The sequence below is a fragment of the Pseudomonas abyssi genome (genome assembly GCF_002307495.1).
GTDB lineage: Bacteria > Pseudomonadota > Gammaproteobacteria > Pseudomonadales > Pseudomonadaceae > Halopseudomonas > Halopseudomonas abyssi.
This window is the reverse complement of sequence record NZ_NTMR01000003.1, coordinates 94396-110510: the sequence shown is the minus strand read 5'-3', so window position 1 is coordinate 110510 and position 16115 is coordinate 94396. Positions and strand designations below refer to the sequence as shown.

15 protein-coding genes are annotated in these 16115 nt (G+C 63.0%); 5 read left to right on the top strand and 10 right to left on the bottom strand.

Going from position 1 to position 16115, the window contains the following annotated elements:
- Window positions 1-79: 79 nt before the first annotated feature.
- Genes miaA through CNQ84_RS02920 form a run of 5 tightly spaced genes read right to left on the bottom strand, consistent with a single transcriptional unit; the run spans window position 80 to window position 6319 of the window.
- Window positions 80-1066: a tRNA (adenosine(37)-N6)-dimethylallyltransferase MiaA gene (miaA, locus tag CNQ84_RS02940; RefSeq protein WP_096003435.1), complete on the bottom strand. Its 987-nt coding sequence runs from the start codon at window positions 1064-1066 to the stop codon at window positions 80-82.
- On the bottom strand, window positions 1066-2922 hold the full coding sequence (mutL, locus tag CNQ84_RS02935) for a DNA mismatch repair endonuclease MutL (RefSeq protein WP_096003434.1): 1857 nt from the start codon (window positions 2920-2922) through the stop codon (window positions 1066-1068). The genes miaA and mutL overlap by 1 nt, the downstream gene beginning before the upstream one ends.
- Window position 2923: 1 nt before the next feature.
- The gene (locus CNQ84_RS02930; protein ID WP_096003737.1) at window positions 2924-4336 is read right to left on the bottom strand and encodes an N-acetylmuramoyl-L-alanine amidase; all 1413 of its coding nucleotides are present in this window, start codon (window positions 4334-4336) and stop codon (window positions 2924-2926) included.
- Between the two features lie 10 nt (window positions 4337-4346).
- Window positions 4347-4820, bottom strand: coding sequence for a tRNA (adenosine(37)-N6)-threonylcarbamoyltransferase complex ATPase subunit type 1 TsaE (gene tsaE / locus CNQ84_RS02925; RefSeq protein WP_096003433.1), 474 nt, complete (start codon window positions 4818-4820; stop codon window positions 4347-4349).
- Window positions 4817-6319 (bottom strand): NAD(P)H-hydrate dehydratase, encoded by a 1503-nt coding sequence (locus CNQ84_RS02920; RefSeq protein WP_096003432.1) that lies wholly within the window; start codon window positions 6317-6319, stop codon window positions 4817-4819. The genes tsaE and CNQ84_RS02920 overlap by 4 nt, the downstream gene beginning before the upstream one ends.
- Window positions 6320-6381: 62 nt before the next feature.
- Here CNQ84_RS02920 and queG point away from each other — a divergent pair, with 62 nt between their 5' ends.
- Window positions 6382-7449 carry a tRNA epoxyqueuosine(34) reductase QueG gene (gene queG / locus CNQ84_RS02915; RefSeq protein ID WP_096003431.1) on the top strand — a complete coding sequence of 356 codons (1068 nt, stop codon included), beginning with the start codon at window positions 6382-6384 and terminating at the stop codon, window positions 7447-7449.
- Here queG and orn read toward each other — a convergent pair.
- Window positions 7439-7981 (bottom strand): oligoribonuclease, encoded by a 543-nt coding sequence (gene orn, locus CNQ84_RS02910; RefSeq protein WP_096003430.1) that lies wholly within the window; start codon window positions 7979-7981, stop codon window positions 7439-7441. The genes queG and orn overlap by 11 nt on opposite strands.
- 91 nt (window positions 7982-8072) lie before the next feature.
- Here orn and rsgA point away from each other — a divergent pair, with 91 nt between their 5' ends.
- Window positions 8073-9113, top strand: coding sequence for a small ribosomal subunit biogenesis GTPase RsgA (gene rsgA, locus CNQ84_RS02905; protein WP_096003429.1), 1041 nt, complete (start codon window positions 8073-8075; stop codon window positions 9111-9113).
- Here the strand turns inward: rsgA and motB are convergent.
- The gene (gene motB / locus CNQ84_RS02900) at window positions 9107-10147 is read right to left on the bottom strand and encodes a flagellar motor protein MotB (protein ID WP_096003428.1); all 1041 of its coding nucleotides are present in this window, start codon (window positions 10145-10147) and stop codon (window positions 9107-9109) included. The two genes, rsgA and motB, sit on opposite strands and share 7 nt — an antisense overlap.
- 3 nt (window positions 10148-10150) lie before the next feature.
- Entirely contained in the window at window positions 10151-11005 is an 855-nt protein-coding gene (gene motA, locus CNQ84_RS02895) for a flagellar motor stator protein MotA (protein ID WP_096003427.1), read from the bottom strand.
- Window positions 11006-11114: 109 nt separating this feature from the next.
- Between motA and CNQ84_RS02890 the strand changes: the two genes are divergently transcribed.
- The 3 genes from CNQ84_RS02890 to asd all read left to right on the top strand — a co-directional run bounded on the left by CNQ84_RS02890 (window position 11115) and on the right by asd (window position 14452).
- Window positions 11115-12689, top strand: a complete 1575-nt coding sequence (locus CNQ84_RS02890; protein ID WP_096003426.1) for a hypothetical protein — start codon at window positions 11115-11117, stop codon at window positions 12687-12689.
- Window positions 12690-12778: 89 nt separating this feature from the next.
- On the top strand, window positions 12779-13588 hold the full coding sequence (locus CNQ84_RS02885; protein ID WP_096003425.1) for a rhodanese-like domain-containing protein: 810 nt from the start codon (window positions 12779-12781) through the stop codon (window positions 13586-13588).
- A gap of 9 nt (window positions 13589-13597) precedes the next feature.
- Complete coding sequence (asd, locus tag CNQ84_RS02880; protein WP_096003424.1) at window positions 13598-14452, top strand: archaetidylserine decarboxylase; 855 nt, start codon at window positions 13598-13600, stop codon at window positions 14450-14452.
- On the opposite strand, the gene epmA is transcribed toward asd, so the two are convergent.
- Both epmA and efp read right to left on the bottom strand, forming a co-directional pair.
- A complete protein-coding gene (gene epmA, locus CNQ84_RS02875) occupies window positions 14453-15415 on the bottom strand; it encodes an elongation factor P--(R)-beta-lysine ligase (RefSeq protein WP_096003423.1) in 963 nt (320 codons plus the stop codon).
- 69 nt (window positions 15416-15484) lie between these two features.
- On the bottom strand, window positions 15485-16051 hold the full coding sequence (gene efp / locus CNQ84_RS02870) for an elongation factor P (RefSeq protein ID WP_083725482.1): 567 nt from the start codon (window positions 16049-16051) through the stop codon (window positions 15485-15487).
- Between the last annotated feature and the right edge of the window lie 64 nt (window positions 16052-16115).

Genomic DNA, 16115 nt, shown 5'->3' with positions numbered 1-16115 from the left:
ATCGGCCGGCCTGTCCATTATCCAAAAGACGAGCAGGCACCGTTACTGCACAAGCACAGCTTGCAGAAGCGTCGAAGCCTCATAATGAGGCCGTCTGCAGCACTTTCAAGGCCCGCTCGAATCTTTTCGGGTCGAGACTGTCAAGCCACTCAATCGGCTCATTCCAGCCACGCAACCAGGTAAACTGACGCTTGGCTAACTGGCGCGTTGCGATGACACCTCGCTCGTGCATCTGCTCGTAACTCAGCTGCCCTTCGAGATAATCCCAGACTTGTCGATAACCGACCGCCCGGATCGAGGGCATGCTGACGTCCAGATCGCCACGCGCGTGCAGAGCTTCGACCTCGGAAATCAGCCCTTGTTGCAACATCAGCGAAAAACGTTCGGCAATTCGTTCATGCAGTACCGAGCGCTCCTGCGGAGCAACCGCCAGATAACGCACAGTATAAGGTAAAACACCGCCACCGGGCGTCTGATCCGCGGCTTTTTCTGCGTGCTGACGCTCATGCCATTGAGTCAGTGTAATCCCGCTGCCGAGAAATACCTCATAGGCACGGGAAATACGCTGCGGATCATTGCGGTGAATGCGTTCAGCCGAGACCGGATCAACCTGCGCCAACGCCGCGTGCACCGCTGGCCAGCCCTGCTCCTGCGCCATGGCGTCAATGCGCGCACGCACCACCGGGTCGGTCGACGGCATGCTTGCCAGACCGCCCGCCAGCGCCTTGAAATACAGCATGGTGCCCCCCACCAGCAGCGGCACACGGCCACGCGCCGTGATGTCCCGTATCAATGCCAGAGCATCATCGCGAAACCGCGCTGCCGAGTAGGGCTCGGCCGGGTCGAGGATATCGATCAGATGATGCGGATAGCGCTGCAGCGTTTGCACATCAGGCTTGGCCGACCCGATATCCATGCCACGGTACACCAGCACCGAATCGACGCTGACCAGTTCACAGGGAAACTGGTCGTACAGATACATGGCCAAATCCGTTTTGCCCGAGGCGGTCGGCCCCATCAGACAGACCAGCGGCGGCAGCCCTGACGTAGCGGAGACTGAAGCCATCAGCGCCCCCGCAGAAACAGCTTGTCGAGCTCGGTCATGCTCAGCTGGGTCCAGGTCGGACGCCCATGGTTACACTGGCCACTGCGCTCGGTGTGCTCCATATCACGCAGCAGCGCGTTCATTTCCGCCAGAGTCAGGCGACGATTGGCTCGCACCGAGCCGTGGCACGCCATGGTTGCCAGCAATTCGTTGAGGTGCGCCTGGATACGGTCACTGCTGCCATATTCCAGCAGATCACTCAGCACATCCCGCACCAGCGGCTCGGCGTCAGCCTGTCGCAACAGCGAGGGCACTTCGCGAATCGCCAGGGTTTCCGGCCCCATGCGCTGCAGCGACATGCCCAGCTTCTGAAACCAGGCGGCATGTTCGTCCGCACAGTCGGCTTCGCGCTGACTCACGGCCATGCTGGCCGGCACCAGCAGCGGCTGACTGCGCAGCCCTTCCTGGTCCATCGCCTGCTTCAAGCGCTCGTAGGTAATCCGCTCATGAGCGGCATGCATGTCGACAATGACCATGCCGGCGGCGTTTTCAGCCAGAATGTAGACCCCATGCAATTGGGCGACGGCATAGCCCAGCGGAGGCACACCCTCCCCTTCAACTGCTGCCGGCAGGCTTGGCGCTGACGCGCCGCCGCTACCATAAAGTCCCGCGTAGGCTGCCGCCGCCCCGGCGGGCGGCGCGGCTGGCGGCACATAGGCACTTGGAGACGGTGCATTCCAGGTTGCTGGCGCCTCGTTCAGCGCCATGCGTTGCTGACCGGAAAAGACGCCGGCATCCAGCCCGGATACGGTCGGCTGGCTGACCGGCTGCGCCCCCGGAGCTGGCGCCTCGTCACCCTCAGCCTGGTCACCGGGCCGCTGGTCAGCCAAGGCGCGATAGAGCGTACTGAACAGAAAGTCGTGCACCATCCGCCCATCACGGAAGCGCACTTCATGCTTGGTCGGATGCACATTCACATCGACCACCGCCGGGTCCAGCTCCATAAATAACACAAAGGTCGGATGGCGGCCGTTGAACAGCACGTCGCGATACGCCTGACGAACGGCGTGCGCGACCAGCTTGTCCTTGATCATGCGTCCATTAACGAAGAAATACTGCAGGTCCGCCTGGCTGCGCGAGAAGGTTGGCAGCCCGACCCAGCCCCACAGGCGCAAGCCGCTGCGTTCGCTGTCAATTTGCCGTGACTGTTCAACAAAGGCCGGGCCACAGACGCTGGCAACCCGGCGGCGCGCCTCCTGCTCGGTCTGCGCCGGCGGCAGCCCCAGCACCGGACGGCCGTTATGCCGCAGGTTGAATGCCACGTCGAAGCGCGAAAGAGCCAGCCGCTTGACCACTTCTTCCAGGTGACTGAATTCGGTTTTCTCGGTGCGCAGGAACTTGCGCCGCGCCGGCGTATTGAAAAACAGGTCCCGCACCTCGACAGTCGTGCCCCGCGGGTGCGCGGCAGGGCGCACGCTGGGCGCCATATCGCGCCCCTCGGTTTCGACCTGCCAGGCCTGGTCCGCCCCCTCGGGGCAGGAAGTCAGGGTCAGCCGCGAAACCGAGCTGACCGATGCCAGCGCTTCGCCACGGAAGCCCAGCGTAGCCACGGCCTCCAGATCATCCAGATCGCGAATCTTGCTGGTGGCATGGCGCGACAGGGCCAGCGGGAGGTCATCCTGTTCGATTCCCGAGCCGTCGTCACGCACGCGCAGCAGCTTGACGCCCGCCTGCTCCACGTCGATATCGATCCGCCTGGCGCCCGCATCGAGGCTGTTTTCCAGCAGTTCCTTGATTACCGAGGCAGGTCGCTCAACGACCTCCCCTGCCGCGATCTGGTTGGCCAGACGCGGACTAAGCAGTTGAATACGAGACATATCAGCGTTCGTTCTGGACCAGCACACTGCCGGCCGGCACCTTGAGCACCTGGCCAACACGAATCCGGTCGGAGGAAAGGTCATTGGCATCGCGCAGGCTGGCCAGCGACACCTGATAGATATTGGCAATGGCGGACAGGCTGTCGCCCCGACGCACCGTATGCTCGCGGGGGCCCTGCGCCAGGCGACCCTCGGCCTTCATGGCAGCCACACGGGTACCAGGCGGCGGGTTGCGATGAAAATACCCTTTTACGCCAGTAAAGATGGCACGCGCCATGGATTGCTGGTGATCCCGGGTAACCAGCTTACGCGCCTCTCCCGGATTGGAGATAAACCCGGTTTCCACCAGGATCGAGGGAATATCCGGTGACTTCAGCACCATAAAACCGGCCTGCTCCACACGGGACTTGTGCAAACGATTAATTTGTCCAACCGACGACAAGACCTGCTGCCCGACGTCCAGACTGGCCGACAAGGTCGCCGTCATCGACAGATCCAGCAACACGCTGGCCAGTACCTGATCCTTGTTGTCCAGGCTGACACCACCAACGCCGCCAATCAGGTCCGAGCGGTTTTCCCGGTCGGCCAGCAAGCGCGCGGTTTCGGAGGTAGCGCCGCGATCGGACAAGGCGAAGACCGACGCGCCGTTGGCGCTGGCACGGGTAAAGGCATCGGCATGGATGGAAACAAACAGGTCCGCATTGTGCTGACGCGCAATCTCGGTGCGCCGACGCAATGGAATGAAGTAATCGCCGGTGCGCACCAGCTCGGCTCGGAAGCCCGGCTCGGCGTCAATCAGGCGCTTCAGGTCGCGCGATATCGCCAGCACAACGTCCTTTTCACGCGCGCCGCCATGGCCGATGGCACCAGGATCCTCTCCGCCATGCCCCGCATCGATGGCGATGATGACGTCACGGTCCCCAGCTTCGCTGGCTGAGCGGGTAGGTGTTTGCGGTAACGGGGAGGCAGAGGGCTCACTCGGCGTCGGCAGGCTGCCAGCCCGGCGAGGGCTCTGGTCGAAAAGATCGACGACCAGCCGGTCACCATACTGCTGGTTGGGCGACAGCACAAAGCTCTTGGGGTTCACCGCCGTGGACAGGTCCAGCACCACACGCAGGTCACCGCCGTCACGCGGCGCCGATCGCAAGCCGGTGAGCGGGGTATTGTCCAGCTCCAAGCCACTGGTGTTTGCGGTCAACCGGGCATTACTGATGTCGATGACAATACGTTCGGGGTTGGACAGGGTAAACAGCGTATGCTCGGCAGGCCCACTCAGATCAAACACCAGCCGCGTGTTGTCCGGCGCACGCCACAGACGCACACTCTTGATATCTGCCGCCTGCGCCCATTGGGCCAGCAGGCCAAAGAGCACCACCGCCCCCAACAGCGGTAGCCGGCGCTTTCCCCCGGTCATGCGATTCACGCTAGCCTTCACTCCGCAATTGTTGTATCCGTTGGCAGGTCGCCTGGCCGTGGGCACTGCCTGCGGTCAGCGTCAGACGCCGCCCGGCTCCCACGGCGTCAATGGTAATCGTCAGATCAGGCCTTGGCAAAGCGCCCGCCCCCTTCTCTGGCCACTCTACCAGGCACAGGTTGTCGCCATCGAAGTAGTCGCGCACACCCAGAAACTCCAATTCTTCGGGACTGGCCAGTCGATACAGATCAAAATGATATACATTGACCGGTCCGAGCTCGTAGGGTTCAACCAGCGTGTAGGTAGGGCTCTTGACCGCCCCTGTGTGCCCGAAAGAGCGAACAATGCCGCGACTGAGCGTGGTCTTGCCCATACCCAGGTTGCCTTCCAGATAGACGACACCCCGCCCCTCTAGCGCCGTTGCAATCTGCGCACCCAGCTCGACCATGGCGTCTTCGCCATTGGCCAGTAATTCCAGCTTCATACCACTCCCCGTTGATTCAAGACGCCGCGTATCACTGGCGCCATCTCGCTCGCCATCAGCCCGACTTCACCCACTCGGCGCGCCAGATGATCACCGGCCTGTGCATGCACCAGCACAGCATACCGCGCCGCCTGCGCGGCGGGAACGCGCTGCGCCAACAACGCGCCCAGCAAGCCTGACAGCACATCGCCCATCCCCCCCACCGCCATGCCCGGGTTGCCCGCACTGCACAAGGCCGGCAACAGCCCTGCCGACACCGGACTGGCGACCAGCGAGCCCGCCCCCTTGAGCACCGCGTGACAATCGAGCAGCTCCACCAGGCGCAGGGTCGTCTGCAAGCGATCCTGCGAGACATCTGCCGTGGCGCAGCCCAGCACGCGCGCGGCTTCGGTCGGATGCGGCGTCACTATCGAGCGAGCGCCCAGCGCCGGCGGGCGGGGCATACGCGCGAGCAGATTCAGCGCATCGGCATCGAACACGCGCGGCAGGTCCGCCGCAATACAGGCTGCCAGACACTGCTGGGCCCAGGCCGAGCGGCCTAGGCCCGGCCCCACCACCAAGGCATCAGCGTGCTGCAGCAAGCCCCCCAGCTCAGCCGCATCGGCCAGACCGTGCACCATGATCTCCGGATGTCGCGCCAGCAGCGGCGCAACATGCTCGGGCGCGGTCGCCACACTGATTTTGCCCGCGCCCGAGTGCAGTGCAGCCTCAGCCGCCAGCATGATCGCGCCCCCCATGCCGGGGCCACCGCCCACCAGCACCAAGTGCCCATAGCGCCCCTTGTGGGCAGACCGGGCACGCGGAGCAAGGCAGCTCCGCCAGCGCTCTGGCAGCAAGAGCTCCATGGTCGCCGCGACACTGTCCGGCAGGGACTCGACCAAAGGCGCAAAAAGCAGCTCACCGCAGCAATCGGGCCCCTGCCCGGTCAGCAGGCCCGGTTTGACGCTGATAAAGGTCACCGTCGCCGTGGCCTGCACTACAGCGCCCAACGGCACACCGCAGTCAGCATCGAGGCCACTGGGGACATCCAGCGCCAGCACCGGACAACCGGAGCGGTTCAACGCCTCGATCGCCGCACCATAGCCAGGCCGCACAGCTCCCTGCAGACCGGTGCCCAGCATGGCGTCGACCAGCACGCCGGTCAGCTCGCTGCCGGCCTGCCAAGGCGCGATATCAACACCCGCGTCCCGGGCCTGTTGCCAGGCCAGTGCCGCATCTCCCTGCAGGCGCTCCGGTGCAGACAGTGTGAGGATCGACACCTGCCAGCCAGCAGCCTGCGCCAGACACGCCAGCAGGTAGCCATCGCCCGCGTTATTTCCGGCACCACAGAGTACTGTCATGCCGTCATGCCGCGACCAGCGCTGCTGCACCGCGCTCCAGGCCGCCGAGGCGGCGCGCTGCATCAACTCCAGCCCGGCAAGGCCGCCAGCGATCAGCGTCGCGTCCAGCGCCCGGGTCTGGTCGCGGGAATAAAGCACAGGAGGTAATGATGCGAGCATGGCTAGGCTCCCTTGAGGTCTGGCACAATTATAGGGAAGCCTGTCAACCAACCCCAGCCGCCATGACCTCCCAAACACCAGATTATCAGCAGCTAGCCGAGCAGATTCGCCAACTGGCGCGCGAACTGGGCTTTCAGCAGCTGGGTATCGGCGCGGCAGAGCTGGGCGAACACGAACAGCACCTGCAACACTGGCTTGATGCTGGCTACCATGGCGAGATGGAGTGGATGGCCAGCCACGGCAGCAAGCGTACCCGCCCGAACGAACTGGTGCCCGGTACGCAGCGAGTGCTCTCGGTGCGGATGGACTACTTGCCGACCGAGACCGAGATGGCCAAGCGCCTGGCCAATCCCGATGCCGCCTATATCTCGCGCTACGCCCTGGGGCGCGACTACCACAAGCTGATCCGGCGCCGCCTGCAACAACTGGCCGAACGTATCGAGCAGTTGATCGGCCCCTTCGGCTACCGCGCCTTTGTCGACAGCGCACCGGTCATGGAACGCGCACTCGCCACCCGCTCAGGACTCGGCTGGATCGGCAAGAACACCATGCTGATCAACCGCAAGGCTGGCAGCTATTTCTTTCTGGGTGAGCTATACACGGACCTGCCGCTACCGATCGACGCCCCGCAACAAACCGAGCATTGCGGCAAATGCACCGCCTGCCTGACCGCCTGCCCGACCGACGCCTTTGTCGGCCCGCACCTGCTGGACGCACGCCGCTGCATCTCCTACCTGACCATCGAACTCAAGGGCGCGATACCCGAAGCACTGCGCAAGCCAATGGGCAACCGGGTGTTCGGCTGCGATGACTGCCAGCTGGTCTGTCCCTGGAACCGGTTTGCCAAAGCGACCGAAGAAGCGGACTTCACGCCTCGGCACAATCTGGATCAAGCCAGCCTGGTGGAGCTGTTTCGCTGGGATGAAGCCACCTTCCTCAAGCGCACCGAGGGCTCACCTGTCAGGCGGATTGGCCATGAACGCTGGCTGCGCAACCTGGCCATTGGCCTGGGTAATGCAACCAGCAGCATCAACGTGATAGAAGCCCTGAAGCTGCGCCAGACGCACCCCTCAGCGCTGGTGCGCGAGCATGTGGACTGGGCGCTCGCGCAGCACGGCATCAATACTTGATGAAGTGCTCGCGGTAGTGCTGCAACTCGGCGATCGAGTCACGAATGTCATCCATCGCCAGGTGACTGCTTTGCTTCTTGAAGCCGTTCTTGACCTCAGGCGCCCAGCGTGAGGCCAGCTCTTTCAGAGTCGAGACATCCAGGTTGCGGTAGTGGAAGTACTTTTCCAGCGCCGGCATGCCGCGATAGAGAAAGCGCCGATCCTGACAGATGCTATTGCCACACATGGGCGATTTGCCCGCCGGCACCCAATCGGCAAGAAAGGCGATGGTCTGACGCTCAGCCTCTGCCGCACTGATCTGGCTATCGCGCACGCGCTGGGTCAGGCCGGACTGGCCGTGCTGGCGGGTGTTCCACTCATCCATGCCATCGAGCAGCGCATCCGGCTGCTTGACCGCCAGACTTGGGCCTTCAGCCAGCACATTGAGCTCGGCGTCGGTCACAATGGTGGCGATTTCGATGATCACATCGTTGTCCGGATCCAGGCCGGTCATTTCCAGGTCGATCCAGATCAGGTTGTCAGGGTGTTGCATGGGAGCTCCTGCATGAGAGTTGGCAGCGCGAAACGCGCATTGGCTGCAGTATAACTGCTAAACTGCCGCCGATTATTCAGACTCCGAGCCCATGGCCAAACGACACCTCACCCGCCGCCAGAATTGGCGCATTCAGAAGATTCAGGACGAGCGCGCTGCGCGCGCAGAGCGGCGCGCCGAAAAAGCCGAAGAGAGCCTGGAAGGCGGCGACCTGGGCCCAGAGCAGCCCGGCCTGGTGATCGCCCACTTTGGCGTACAGGTCGACGTGGAAGCCACCAGCGGCGAACTGGCAGGTCAGATTCGGCGTTGCTATCGCCGTGCCAACCTGCCGGCGCTGGTGACCGGCGATCAGGTCGTCTGGCGCGCCGACAATCAGCAAAGTGGCGTTATCGTTGCTCAACAGCCGCGCCAAACCGAACTGTGCCGTCCAGACCAGCGCGGCCAGTTGAAGCCGGTAGCAGCCAATGTAGACCGGCTGATCATCGTTTTTGCCCCGCTACCCACCCCCTATACCAACCTGATCGACCGCTACTTGGTGGCCGCCGAGCAGGCCGGGCTGGAACCACTGCTGGTAATGAACAAGTCTGACCTGCTGCCAGGCAGCGCAGGTGCAGCAGAGCTGCTGCAATGGCTGGAAGACTACGCTCGCCTCGGGTATCACACGCTGCTGCTGTCGGCGGGAGAAGGTGACGGACTGGACCAGCTGCGCGGCGAACTGCGAGACCACACCAGCGTCTTTGTCGGCCAGTCCGGGGTTGGCAAGTCGTCGCTGATCAATGCCCTGCTGCCCGGGCAGGATCTGCGCGTCGGCGCCCTGTCGGAGAGCACCGGCAAGGGCACTCACACCACCACCACGGCCAGGCTGTTTCATTTTCCTGACGGCGGCGACCTGATCGACTCGCCCGGCATCCGCGAGTTCGGCCTGACGCATATCAGTCACGACGAGCTGCTTGAAGGCTTTATCGAGTTTCGCCCGCTGCTTGGCCTTTGCCGCTTTCGCGACTGCCAGCATCTGCACGAACCCGGCTGCGCGCTGCTGCAAGCGGTGGAGCGCGGAGACATATCGGCCGTGCGTATGGCCAGCTACCGCCATATCCTCTCGACGCTGGACGACGGCTCAGACAGCTACTGATCCAGTCCGCGTAGCTGCTCGGCGTTGTCAAACAGGTTCAATCGGCGCTGCCCATTGGCAGCCGGTGCGGCCGCCGCGGGGTCCGCAGTCTGAGCTTCTGGCGCCGAAGGCACCGGAGCCGCGTCCGGCTCCGGCAGCTCGATCACCGGCGGCTGAACGTCCAGCGTTTCCGGCGCCACCGCTGGCGCAGCACTGTCAGCGCCCTCGCGAATCTGCTCCTCGGCCTGACGATTGAGCACCACGATATCGATGCGTCGATTGATCGGACTGAGCGGATCCTCCCGATCAAACAACGCCGAATCGGCATAACCCACCACTCGGGCTACCTGTTCCTCCGGATAGCCCGCCGCCAGCAGCGTGCGGCGGGCGGCGTTGGCACGATCACTGGACAGCTCCCAGTTGCCATAACCGCGACGCCCGGCGTAGGGCTGTCCGTCGGTGTGGCCGCTGACACTGATCTTTTTCTTGACCTTGGCAATGGTGTCGCTCAGCGACAACAGGATTTCCTCGAAATACGGCTGCAGCTGGGCGCTGCCGCTGGCGAACATGGGGCGGTTCTCGGCGTCGACAATCTGGATGCGCAGCCCATCCTGGGTGATTTCGATCAGAATCTGATCCTTGAAGCGCTGCAACACCGGCTCACTGTCGATCTGGTTCTGCAACTCCTGCAGCAGCATTTCCATATCGCGGCGCTCGGCCTGATCAGCCAGCTCACGCGCACTATCCTCGCTGACCTCCTGCTGCCCGGTTTCCTGCGGCGTCTGATTCAGGGTGGTCTGCGGGGCCACTTCAGGGGAGCCGCCCAAATCAATCGCCCAGGGGCTGCCCCCTTCGTTGAAGCCGATGGGGTCGTTGAAGTAGCCGGAAATACTGCGCAGCTGCTCGGGTGTCGCAACCGTGATCAGCCACATGACCAGAAAGAAGGCCATCATCGCCACGGCAAAGTCGGCAAAGGCGATTTTCCAGGAACCACCATGATGCCCGTGGTCCTTGCGGGTCACCCGCTTGACGATAATAGGTTGGTTATTGTCCACCGTTTAGCGTCCCTTGACCGAGTCTTCCAGCTCGTTGAAGCTCGGACGATGCTCCGGCAACAGGGACTTGCGACCAAACTCAACCGCCAGCGCGGGCGGCAGGCCCTGTGCACTGGCGACCAGCGTCATCTTGATCGCCTCGTAGGTATTGGCCTCCTCATGGGCCACATGCCCCATGGCCGTAGCAAAGGGGCCAACAAAGCCGTAAGCGGCGAGAATACCGAGGAAGGTACCGACCAGCGCAGTGGCGACCTTCTCACCAATCTCGGCCTTCTCGGCGTCCCCCAAAATCCCCATGGTGATGACAATGCCGAGCACGGCGGCCACGATACCGAAGCCCGGCAGGGCGTCGGCAACCCGCGTCACCGCATGGGACGGCTCCTGCAGCTCTTCGCTCAAGGCCGAGATTTCGACATCAAACAGCGCTTCCAGCTCGTGTGGCGCCATGTTGCCCGAGGACATGATGCGCAGATAGTCGCAGATGAACTCGGTCATGTGGGTGTCTTTGAGAATCGCTGGATACTTGCTGAAGATGGGGCTTTCAGCCGGCGACTCGACGTCAACCTCAATGGCCATCATGCCCTCGCGCCGACTCTTGTTCAGCACCTCGTAGAGCACGCCCAGCACATCCAGATAAAACGCCTTGTTGAAGCGATGACCAAACAGAATGGCCGGCCCGGCAGACATGGCCTTCTTGACCACGGCGCCGCTGTTGGCCACCAGAAAGGCGCCGAAGGCCGCACCACCAATAATCAAGATCTCAAAGGGATGCCACAGCGCAGCGATATTGCCACCAGACAGCAAAAAGCCACCCAGCACAGCGCCGATGACTACAACAAAACCACCAATTTTCAACATAGATCCGTGTCATCCCGAGCGATCAAGCGCACAAAACAGCGCAGGGCAGCAAAATAGCTGCCTTTCAGGTTATAGTCGTGCAAATACCTATTATAAAGCCGCAAAGCGCATGAGCACACACCCCGACATCAACGCTTACACAGAGGTTATCGGCGAGCTGCGCCAGAAGCTGAATGCCTGCGTGCTGCCCATCACCCGCTGCCAACGCGACCACCTGCTGGAACAGCTTGGCAGCGACCTGCTGAGCATTACCGAGCTGACGCACCAGATCATGCGCGTCCCGGTGGCAGCCCTGCACATCTGTCGCCAAGCCGGCGAGGCGGCGCGCAAGCGCGATGTCGACGTACTGACACTGGAGCAAGCCTGCTCATTACTTGGCACCCAACGCCTGATCAACCTGTTGCGAGAGCTGCCAGTGGTTGAGCACGACCAACTGCCGCGCCCGTACCGCCAACTGCTCAGCATCAGCGAGCATGCCGTCGGCCAAGCGCAAGGGCTGTTTGCCAACCGCATTGCCCGCCTATGGCAGGAGATGTCGCTGGCCACCTTGCTGTTCCTCTCCCCGCTGTGGGCGCTGACCTACCTCAAGCCTCATCTGTTTGAGCAGTGGGACCGCCTCAATCGCGGTGCGCTGCCTGAAGGTGTGACCCGCACCCGGATAGCCGCCACCACCACTGCCGGCTTTCAGTTGGTACAGCTGGTCGCCCAGGACTGGTGGCTACCGCCGTGGATACTGCAAGGTTACCGCTCCCTGAACGACCACCGGCGCACCATGGTCAAGGCGCTGCACGTAGCCCGTGACAGCACCCATCCGCAGGAACAGCTGGCCCGCCTTGACGCCGACCGTGACCTGTATCGCTGGCTGACGCAGCCGGCCAATGGCGTACTGATCGCCAGCGGCCTGGCGCTCGGCGCGCACAGCAACTGGTACACCAGCCATACCCTGCGCTGGCAGCAACTGGCCGCGCTGTACCTGAATTGCGACGTCCCGGAAGCGCAACGCCTGAGCCATGAAAATGCCGTGGAGAATGCTCGAACCCAGTACCAGGCGGTCACCCAGGACCTGCTCCTGCCGGCCGCCACTCTGCCGTGGACCGAGCAACCAGCGGCCATCGAGCAACTGTCGGCCACCCTGCCGCTGCAGGGCAATGTTGTCGAACAGCCAGAACAGACCAGAGCGAGACCCGCCCATTGGCGCGCCCTCTGCCTGCAACTCAGTGCCACACCGTCACCATTTGAGAACCTCGGAGCCCTGCTCGACTGTGCCCAACAGGCGCTACAGGACGGACTGGGCGCCGAGCGCAGCTGGATCGCTCTGGCCCACGGCGCGAGCGCCCAACTGGTGGTGCGCAGCAACGCCGGCTTCGAACCGGACCTGTTCAGCTCCGGCAGCCGGGTCGGCCCGAGCAAGAACAGCGTCTGGCTCCGCTGGCTAAGCTCAGCAGCCTGCCACAGCGTCAGCGCCAGCCACCTGCAGTTCAATCAACTGCCAACACCGCTGCAGCAGCACCCCTACACCACCGCTTTTCACCTGGCACCGGTAATGCACAACCAGCAGGTGCTGGCATTGATCTTTGTCGCCGGCGAACAGGGTCGCGCGCTGAGCCACCAGCGCCAGCAGGCATTGGTGAAAACCGCCCAGTGTCTGCACAAGGCCTTGGTACAGTTCAAACAGCGCGCCTGACCATCGTCACACTCCAGCGCTTGTGGTGACGCCCCCACAAGCTCTAGCATTCACCCTTTTCCGGCCCGGAACTCCAGGAGACCCATCCCATGGCTCAAGCCACTTTGCCGCTACTGATCGAACCACGCGATCTGACGCTGCCGATTGACGCCCGCACGACTCGCCTGGTTGACCTGTGCAGCAGCGAGCAATACCTGGCCGGCCACATTCCAGGTGCCGTTCACCTGGCCCCTTCGCGCACCGCCTCTCCCGCCCCGCGCCCGGGCCCACTCCCGGGCATGGCCGAGCTGCAGGCGATGTTTGCCGAGCTAGGGCATCACGATGATCTGCATTACATTGTCTACGACGACGAGGGCGGCGGTTGGGCCGGGCGCTTTATCTGGATGCTCGACTGCATCGGCCATCACCACTACAGCTACATCAACGGCGGTCTCAAAGCCTGGATCGCTGACGGCCTGGCCCTGGAGACAACGCCCAATCAGGCCGAACCCAGCGCGCCGCAACTTGAGATCGAGCGCGGCCACACCATCATGCTGACTGACTTGCTGGCCGATCTGAACAACCCCGACCGGGTCATCTGGGACGCGCGCTCGCCGCAGGAATATCGCGGCGAGAAGGTCGTCGCCAGCAAGGGCGGACACATTCCTGGCGCCATCAACTTCGAGTGGACCGCAGGTATGGACCCGTCACGCGGTCTGCGTCTGCGCAGCGATCTGGCCGAGCAGCTGCAACAACTGGGCATCGTGCCAGACAAGGAAGTGGTGACCCACTGCCAAACCCATCACCGTTCGGGCTTTACCTACCTGGCGGCCAAAATTCTCGGCTACCCGCGCGTCAAGGCCTACGCCGGCTCGTGGTCCGAGTGGGGCAACCACCCCGACACCCCTGTTGAATCCTGAGGAAAGCGCATGTCAGACCGTCTGTTTATCCTGTTTCAGTATCTGTTGCCGCACCACCTGCTGTCCCGCGCAGCGGGCTGGCTGGCCAACTGTCGCTGGAACTGGGTCAAGAACCCCTTTATCAGCTGGTTCGTCAAACGCTACGACGTGGATATGAGCCAGGCGCTGGAAGAAAACCCCACGGCCTACCCCAGCTTCAACGAGTTTTTCACCCGCGCTCTGAAGCCCGACGCCAGGCCGCTGGACGATAGCCCCGGCGCCATTCTCTGCCCCGCTGACGGCGCCATCAGCCAGCTCGGCAGGATCGAGCACGGCCGCATTTTCCAGGCCAAGGGCCACAGCTTCAGCGTGCAGGAATTGCTGGGCGGCGATGCCCAGCAGGCTCAAGTCTTTCAGGGCGGCGAGTTTGCCACCGTGTACCTGTCGCCACGCGACTATCACCGGGTGCATATGCCGCTTGGCGGCACGCTGAAAGACATGATCTACGTGCCGGGCAAGCTGTTCTCGGTCAACCAGCTGACGGCCGAAAACGTGCCCGAGCTGTTCGCGCGCAACGAGCGCGTGGTCTGCCTGTTTGACACCGAAGCCGGCCCCATGGCGCTGGTGCTGGTTGGCGCCATGATCGTCGCTTCAGTCGAGACCGTCTGGGCCGGCCTGGTAGCACCGCCCAGCCGCCAGCTGCGCAGCACCCGTTACGGCGAAGCCGCGCCCCAATTGGACAAGGGCGCAGAAATGGGCCGTTTCAAGCTGGGCTCCACCGCCATCGTACTCTTCGGACCGGACGCAGCGCGCTGGAGCGACACCCTGAAAGCAGGCGACACGGTCAGCATGGGTCAGAAAATGGGTACGCTCGGCGGCGCCTGATCAGGCCCGCCCGGCATCAAAGGCAATCACCTCAGCGATAGTGCTGGCGCCCAGCGCCAGCATCACCAGACGATCAACCCCCAGCGCCACCCCGGCGCACGACGGCAAACCGGCGTGCAGCGCCGCCACCAGCGGCAAATCGATTGGCAGCGCAGTCACGCCCAACGCCTCGCGCTGCTGCTGGTCAGCCTCAAATCGGCGCAGCTGCTCATCGGCGTCGGTCAGCTCAAAGTAGCCGTTTGCCAACTCCATACCCTGCACAAACAGCTCGAAGCGCGCCGCCGCCGGCACCCGATCATCACCCTCGACAATCTGCGCCAGCGCCGCCTGCGAGGCCGGAAAGGCGTACACCATGGTGGGGGCCTGCAATGCCGGCTCAACGCACTCGGCAAACAGCAGATTGAGATAACCGTCGCGGCTCAGCTGGCCAGCAAAGCCGCAGCGCGACGCTGCCAGCCGTTGCAGATCCATATCGGAGCAGGCGTGCACATCCAGCCCGGTATGCTCGGCAAAGGCGTCGGCATAGGTGATCCGGCGCGCCGGCGCGCTTTCAAGCACCGCACAGACCAGCGCGTCGACCTCATCCATCAGTTGATGATGGTCAAAGCCGGGGCGATACCATTCCAGCATGCTGAATTCGGGGTTGTGCCTGCGCCCCACCTCCCCATTACGGAACACCTTGCAAAGCTGCCAGATCGGACCACTGCCGGCGGCCAGCAGGCGCTTCATCGGATACTCCGGTGACGTATGCAGATACAGCGTTGCCGCCTGGCCACCGCCCTCGGGCACAAAATCCGTGGCAAACGGGTGCAGGAACGGATCACTGACCGCGGCATGCGACAGGGCTGGGGTATCCACCTCCAGCACGCCGCGCTCGGCAAAGAACTGACGAATCTGGTTAACGATGCCCGCGCGCTGGCGCAAGGCGTCGATGGTTGCGCTGGGTTGCCACGCTCGGCTCATGTTGCTTACCTCGATTGACAGACACAAAAAACCGGGGCCAGGCCCCGGTTTCTTCAACGACTTGCGTCGTTATGCGCGACCAACGTACTCGCTGGAGCGGGTATCGACCTTCAGCACGTCGCCAGTGTTGATAAACAGCGGCACCTTGACCACGGCACCGGTAACCAGCTTGGCCGGCTTGTTGCCGCCGCCAGACGTATCGCCACGCACACCCGGGTCGGTCTCAACCACTTCCAGCTCCACAAAGTTCGGCGGCGTCACGGCGATCGGCGCGCCGTTGAACAGGGTCACGGTGTACACCACCTGCTCTTTCATCCAGTTCATGCAGTCGCCAACGGCCTTCTCATCCGCGCCGTACTGCTCGAAGGAGCCGTCGGTGGCCATGAAGTGCCAGAACTCACCATCGGTGTACAGGTATTCCATTTCGCGATCCATTACGTCAGCGCCTTCCAGGCTGTCGCCCGACTTGAAGGTGCGCTCGTTGACGCGACCGGTTTTCAGGTTGCGGACCTTGACGCGGTTAAACGCCTGACCCTTGCCGGGCTTGACGTATTCGTTCTCGAGGATCGAGCACGGATCACCGTCCAGCATCACCTTAAGACCCGGTTTGAATTCGTTGGTAGAATAGTTGGCCATACAAGTTCCCACTTTCAATTAAACGGATGATCCGAAGCGCGCCGCACCACACAGCGTGCGGGGC

Bases quoted from the DNA above. Each gene is read 5' to 3' on its own strand.
- mutL (WP_096003434.1), bottom strand. From the start codon at position 2,922: ATGTCTCGTATTCAACTGCTTAGTCCGCGTCTGGCCAACCAGATCGCG.
- CNQ84_RS02930 (WP_096003737.1), bottom strand. From the start codon at position 4,336: ATGACCGGGGGAAAGCGCCGGCTACCGCTGTTGGGGGCGGTGGTGCTC.
- orn (WP_096003430.1), bottom strand. From the start codon at position 7,981: ATGCAACACCCTGACAACCTGATCTGGATCGACCTGGAAATGACCGGC.
- CNQ84_RS02920 (WP_096003432.1), bottom strand. From the start codon at position 6,319: ATGCTCGCATCATTACCTCCTGTGCTTTATTCCCGCGACCAGACCCGG.
- epmA (WP_096003423.1), bottom strand. From the start codon at position 15,415: ATGAGCCGAGCGTGGCAACCCAGCGCAACCATCGACGCCTTGCGCCAG.
- motA (WP_096003427.1), bottom strand. From the start codon at position 11,005: ATGTTGAAAATTGGTGGTTTTGTTGTAGTCATCGGCGCTGTGCTGGGT.
- efp (WP_083725482.1), bottom strand. From the start codon at position 16,051: ATGGCCAACTATTCTACCAACGAATTCAAACCGGGTCTTAAGGTGATG.
- rsgA (WP_096003429.1), top strand. From the start codon at position 8,073: ATGGCCAAACGACACCTCACCCGCCGCCAGAATTGGCGCATTCAGAAG.
- CNQ84_RS02885 (WP_096003425.1), top strand. From the start codon at position 12,779: ATGGCTCAAGCCACTTTGCCGCTACTGATCGAACCACGCGATCTGACG.
- asd (WP_096003424.1), top strand. From the start codon at position 13,598: ATGTCAGACCGTCTGTTTATCCTGTTTCAGTATCTGTTGCCGCACCAC.
- queG (WP_096003431.1), top strand. From the start codon at position 6,382: ATGACCTCCCAAACACCAGATTATCAGCAGCTAGCCGAGCAGATTCGC.
- CNQ84_RS02890 (WP_096003426.1), top strand. From the start codon at position 11,115: ATGAGCACACACCCCGACATCAACGCTTACACAGAGGTTATCGGCGAG.
- tsaE (WP_096003433.1), bottom strand. From the start codon at position 4,820: ATGAAGCTGGAATTACTGGCCAATGGCGAAGACGCCATGGTCGAGCTG.
- miaA (WP_096003435.1), bottom strand. From the start codon at position 1,066: ATGGCTTCAGTCTCCGCTACGTCAGGGCTGCCGCCGCTGGTCTGTCTG.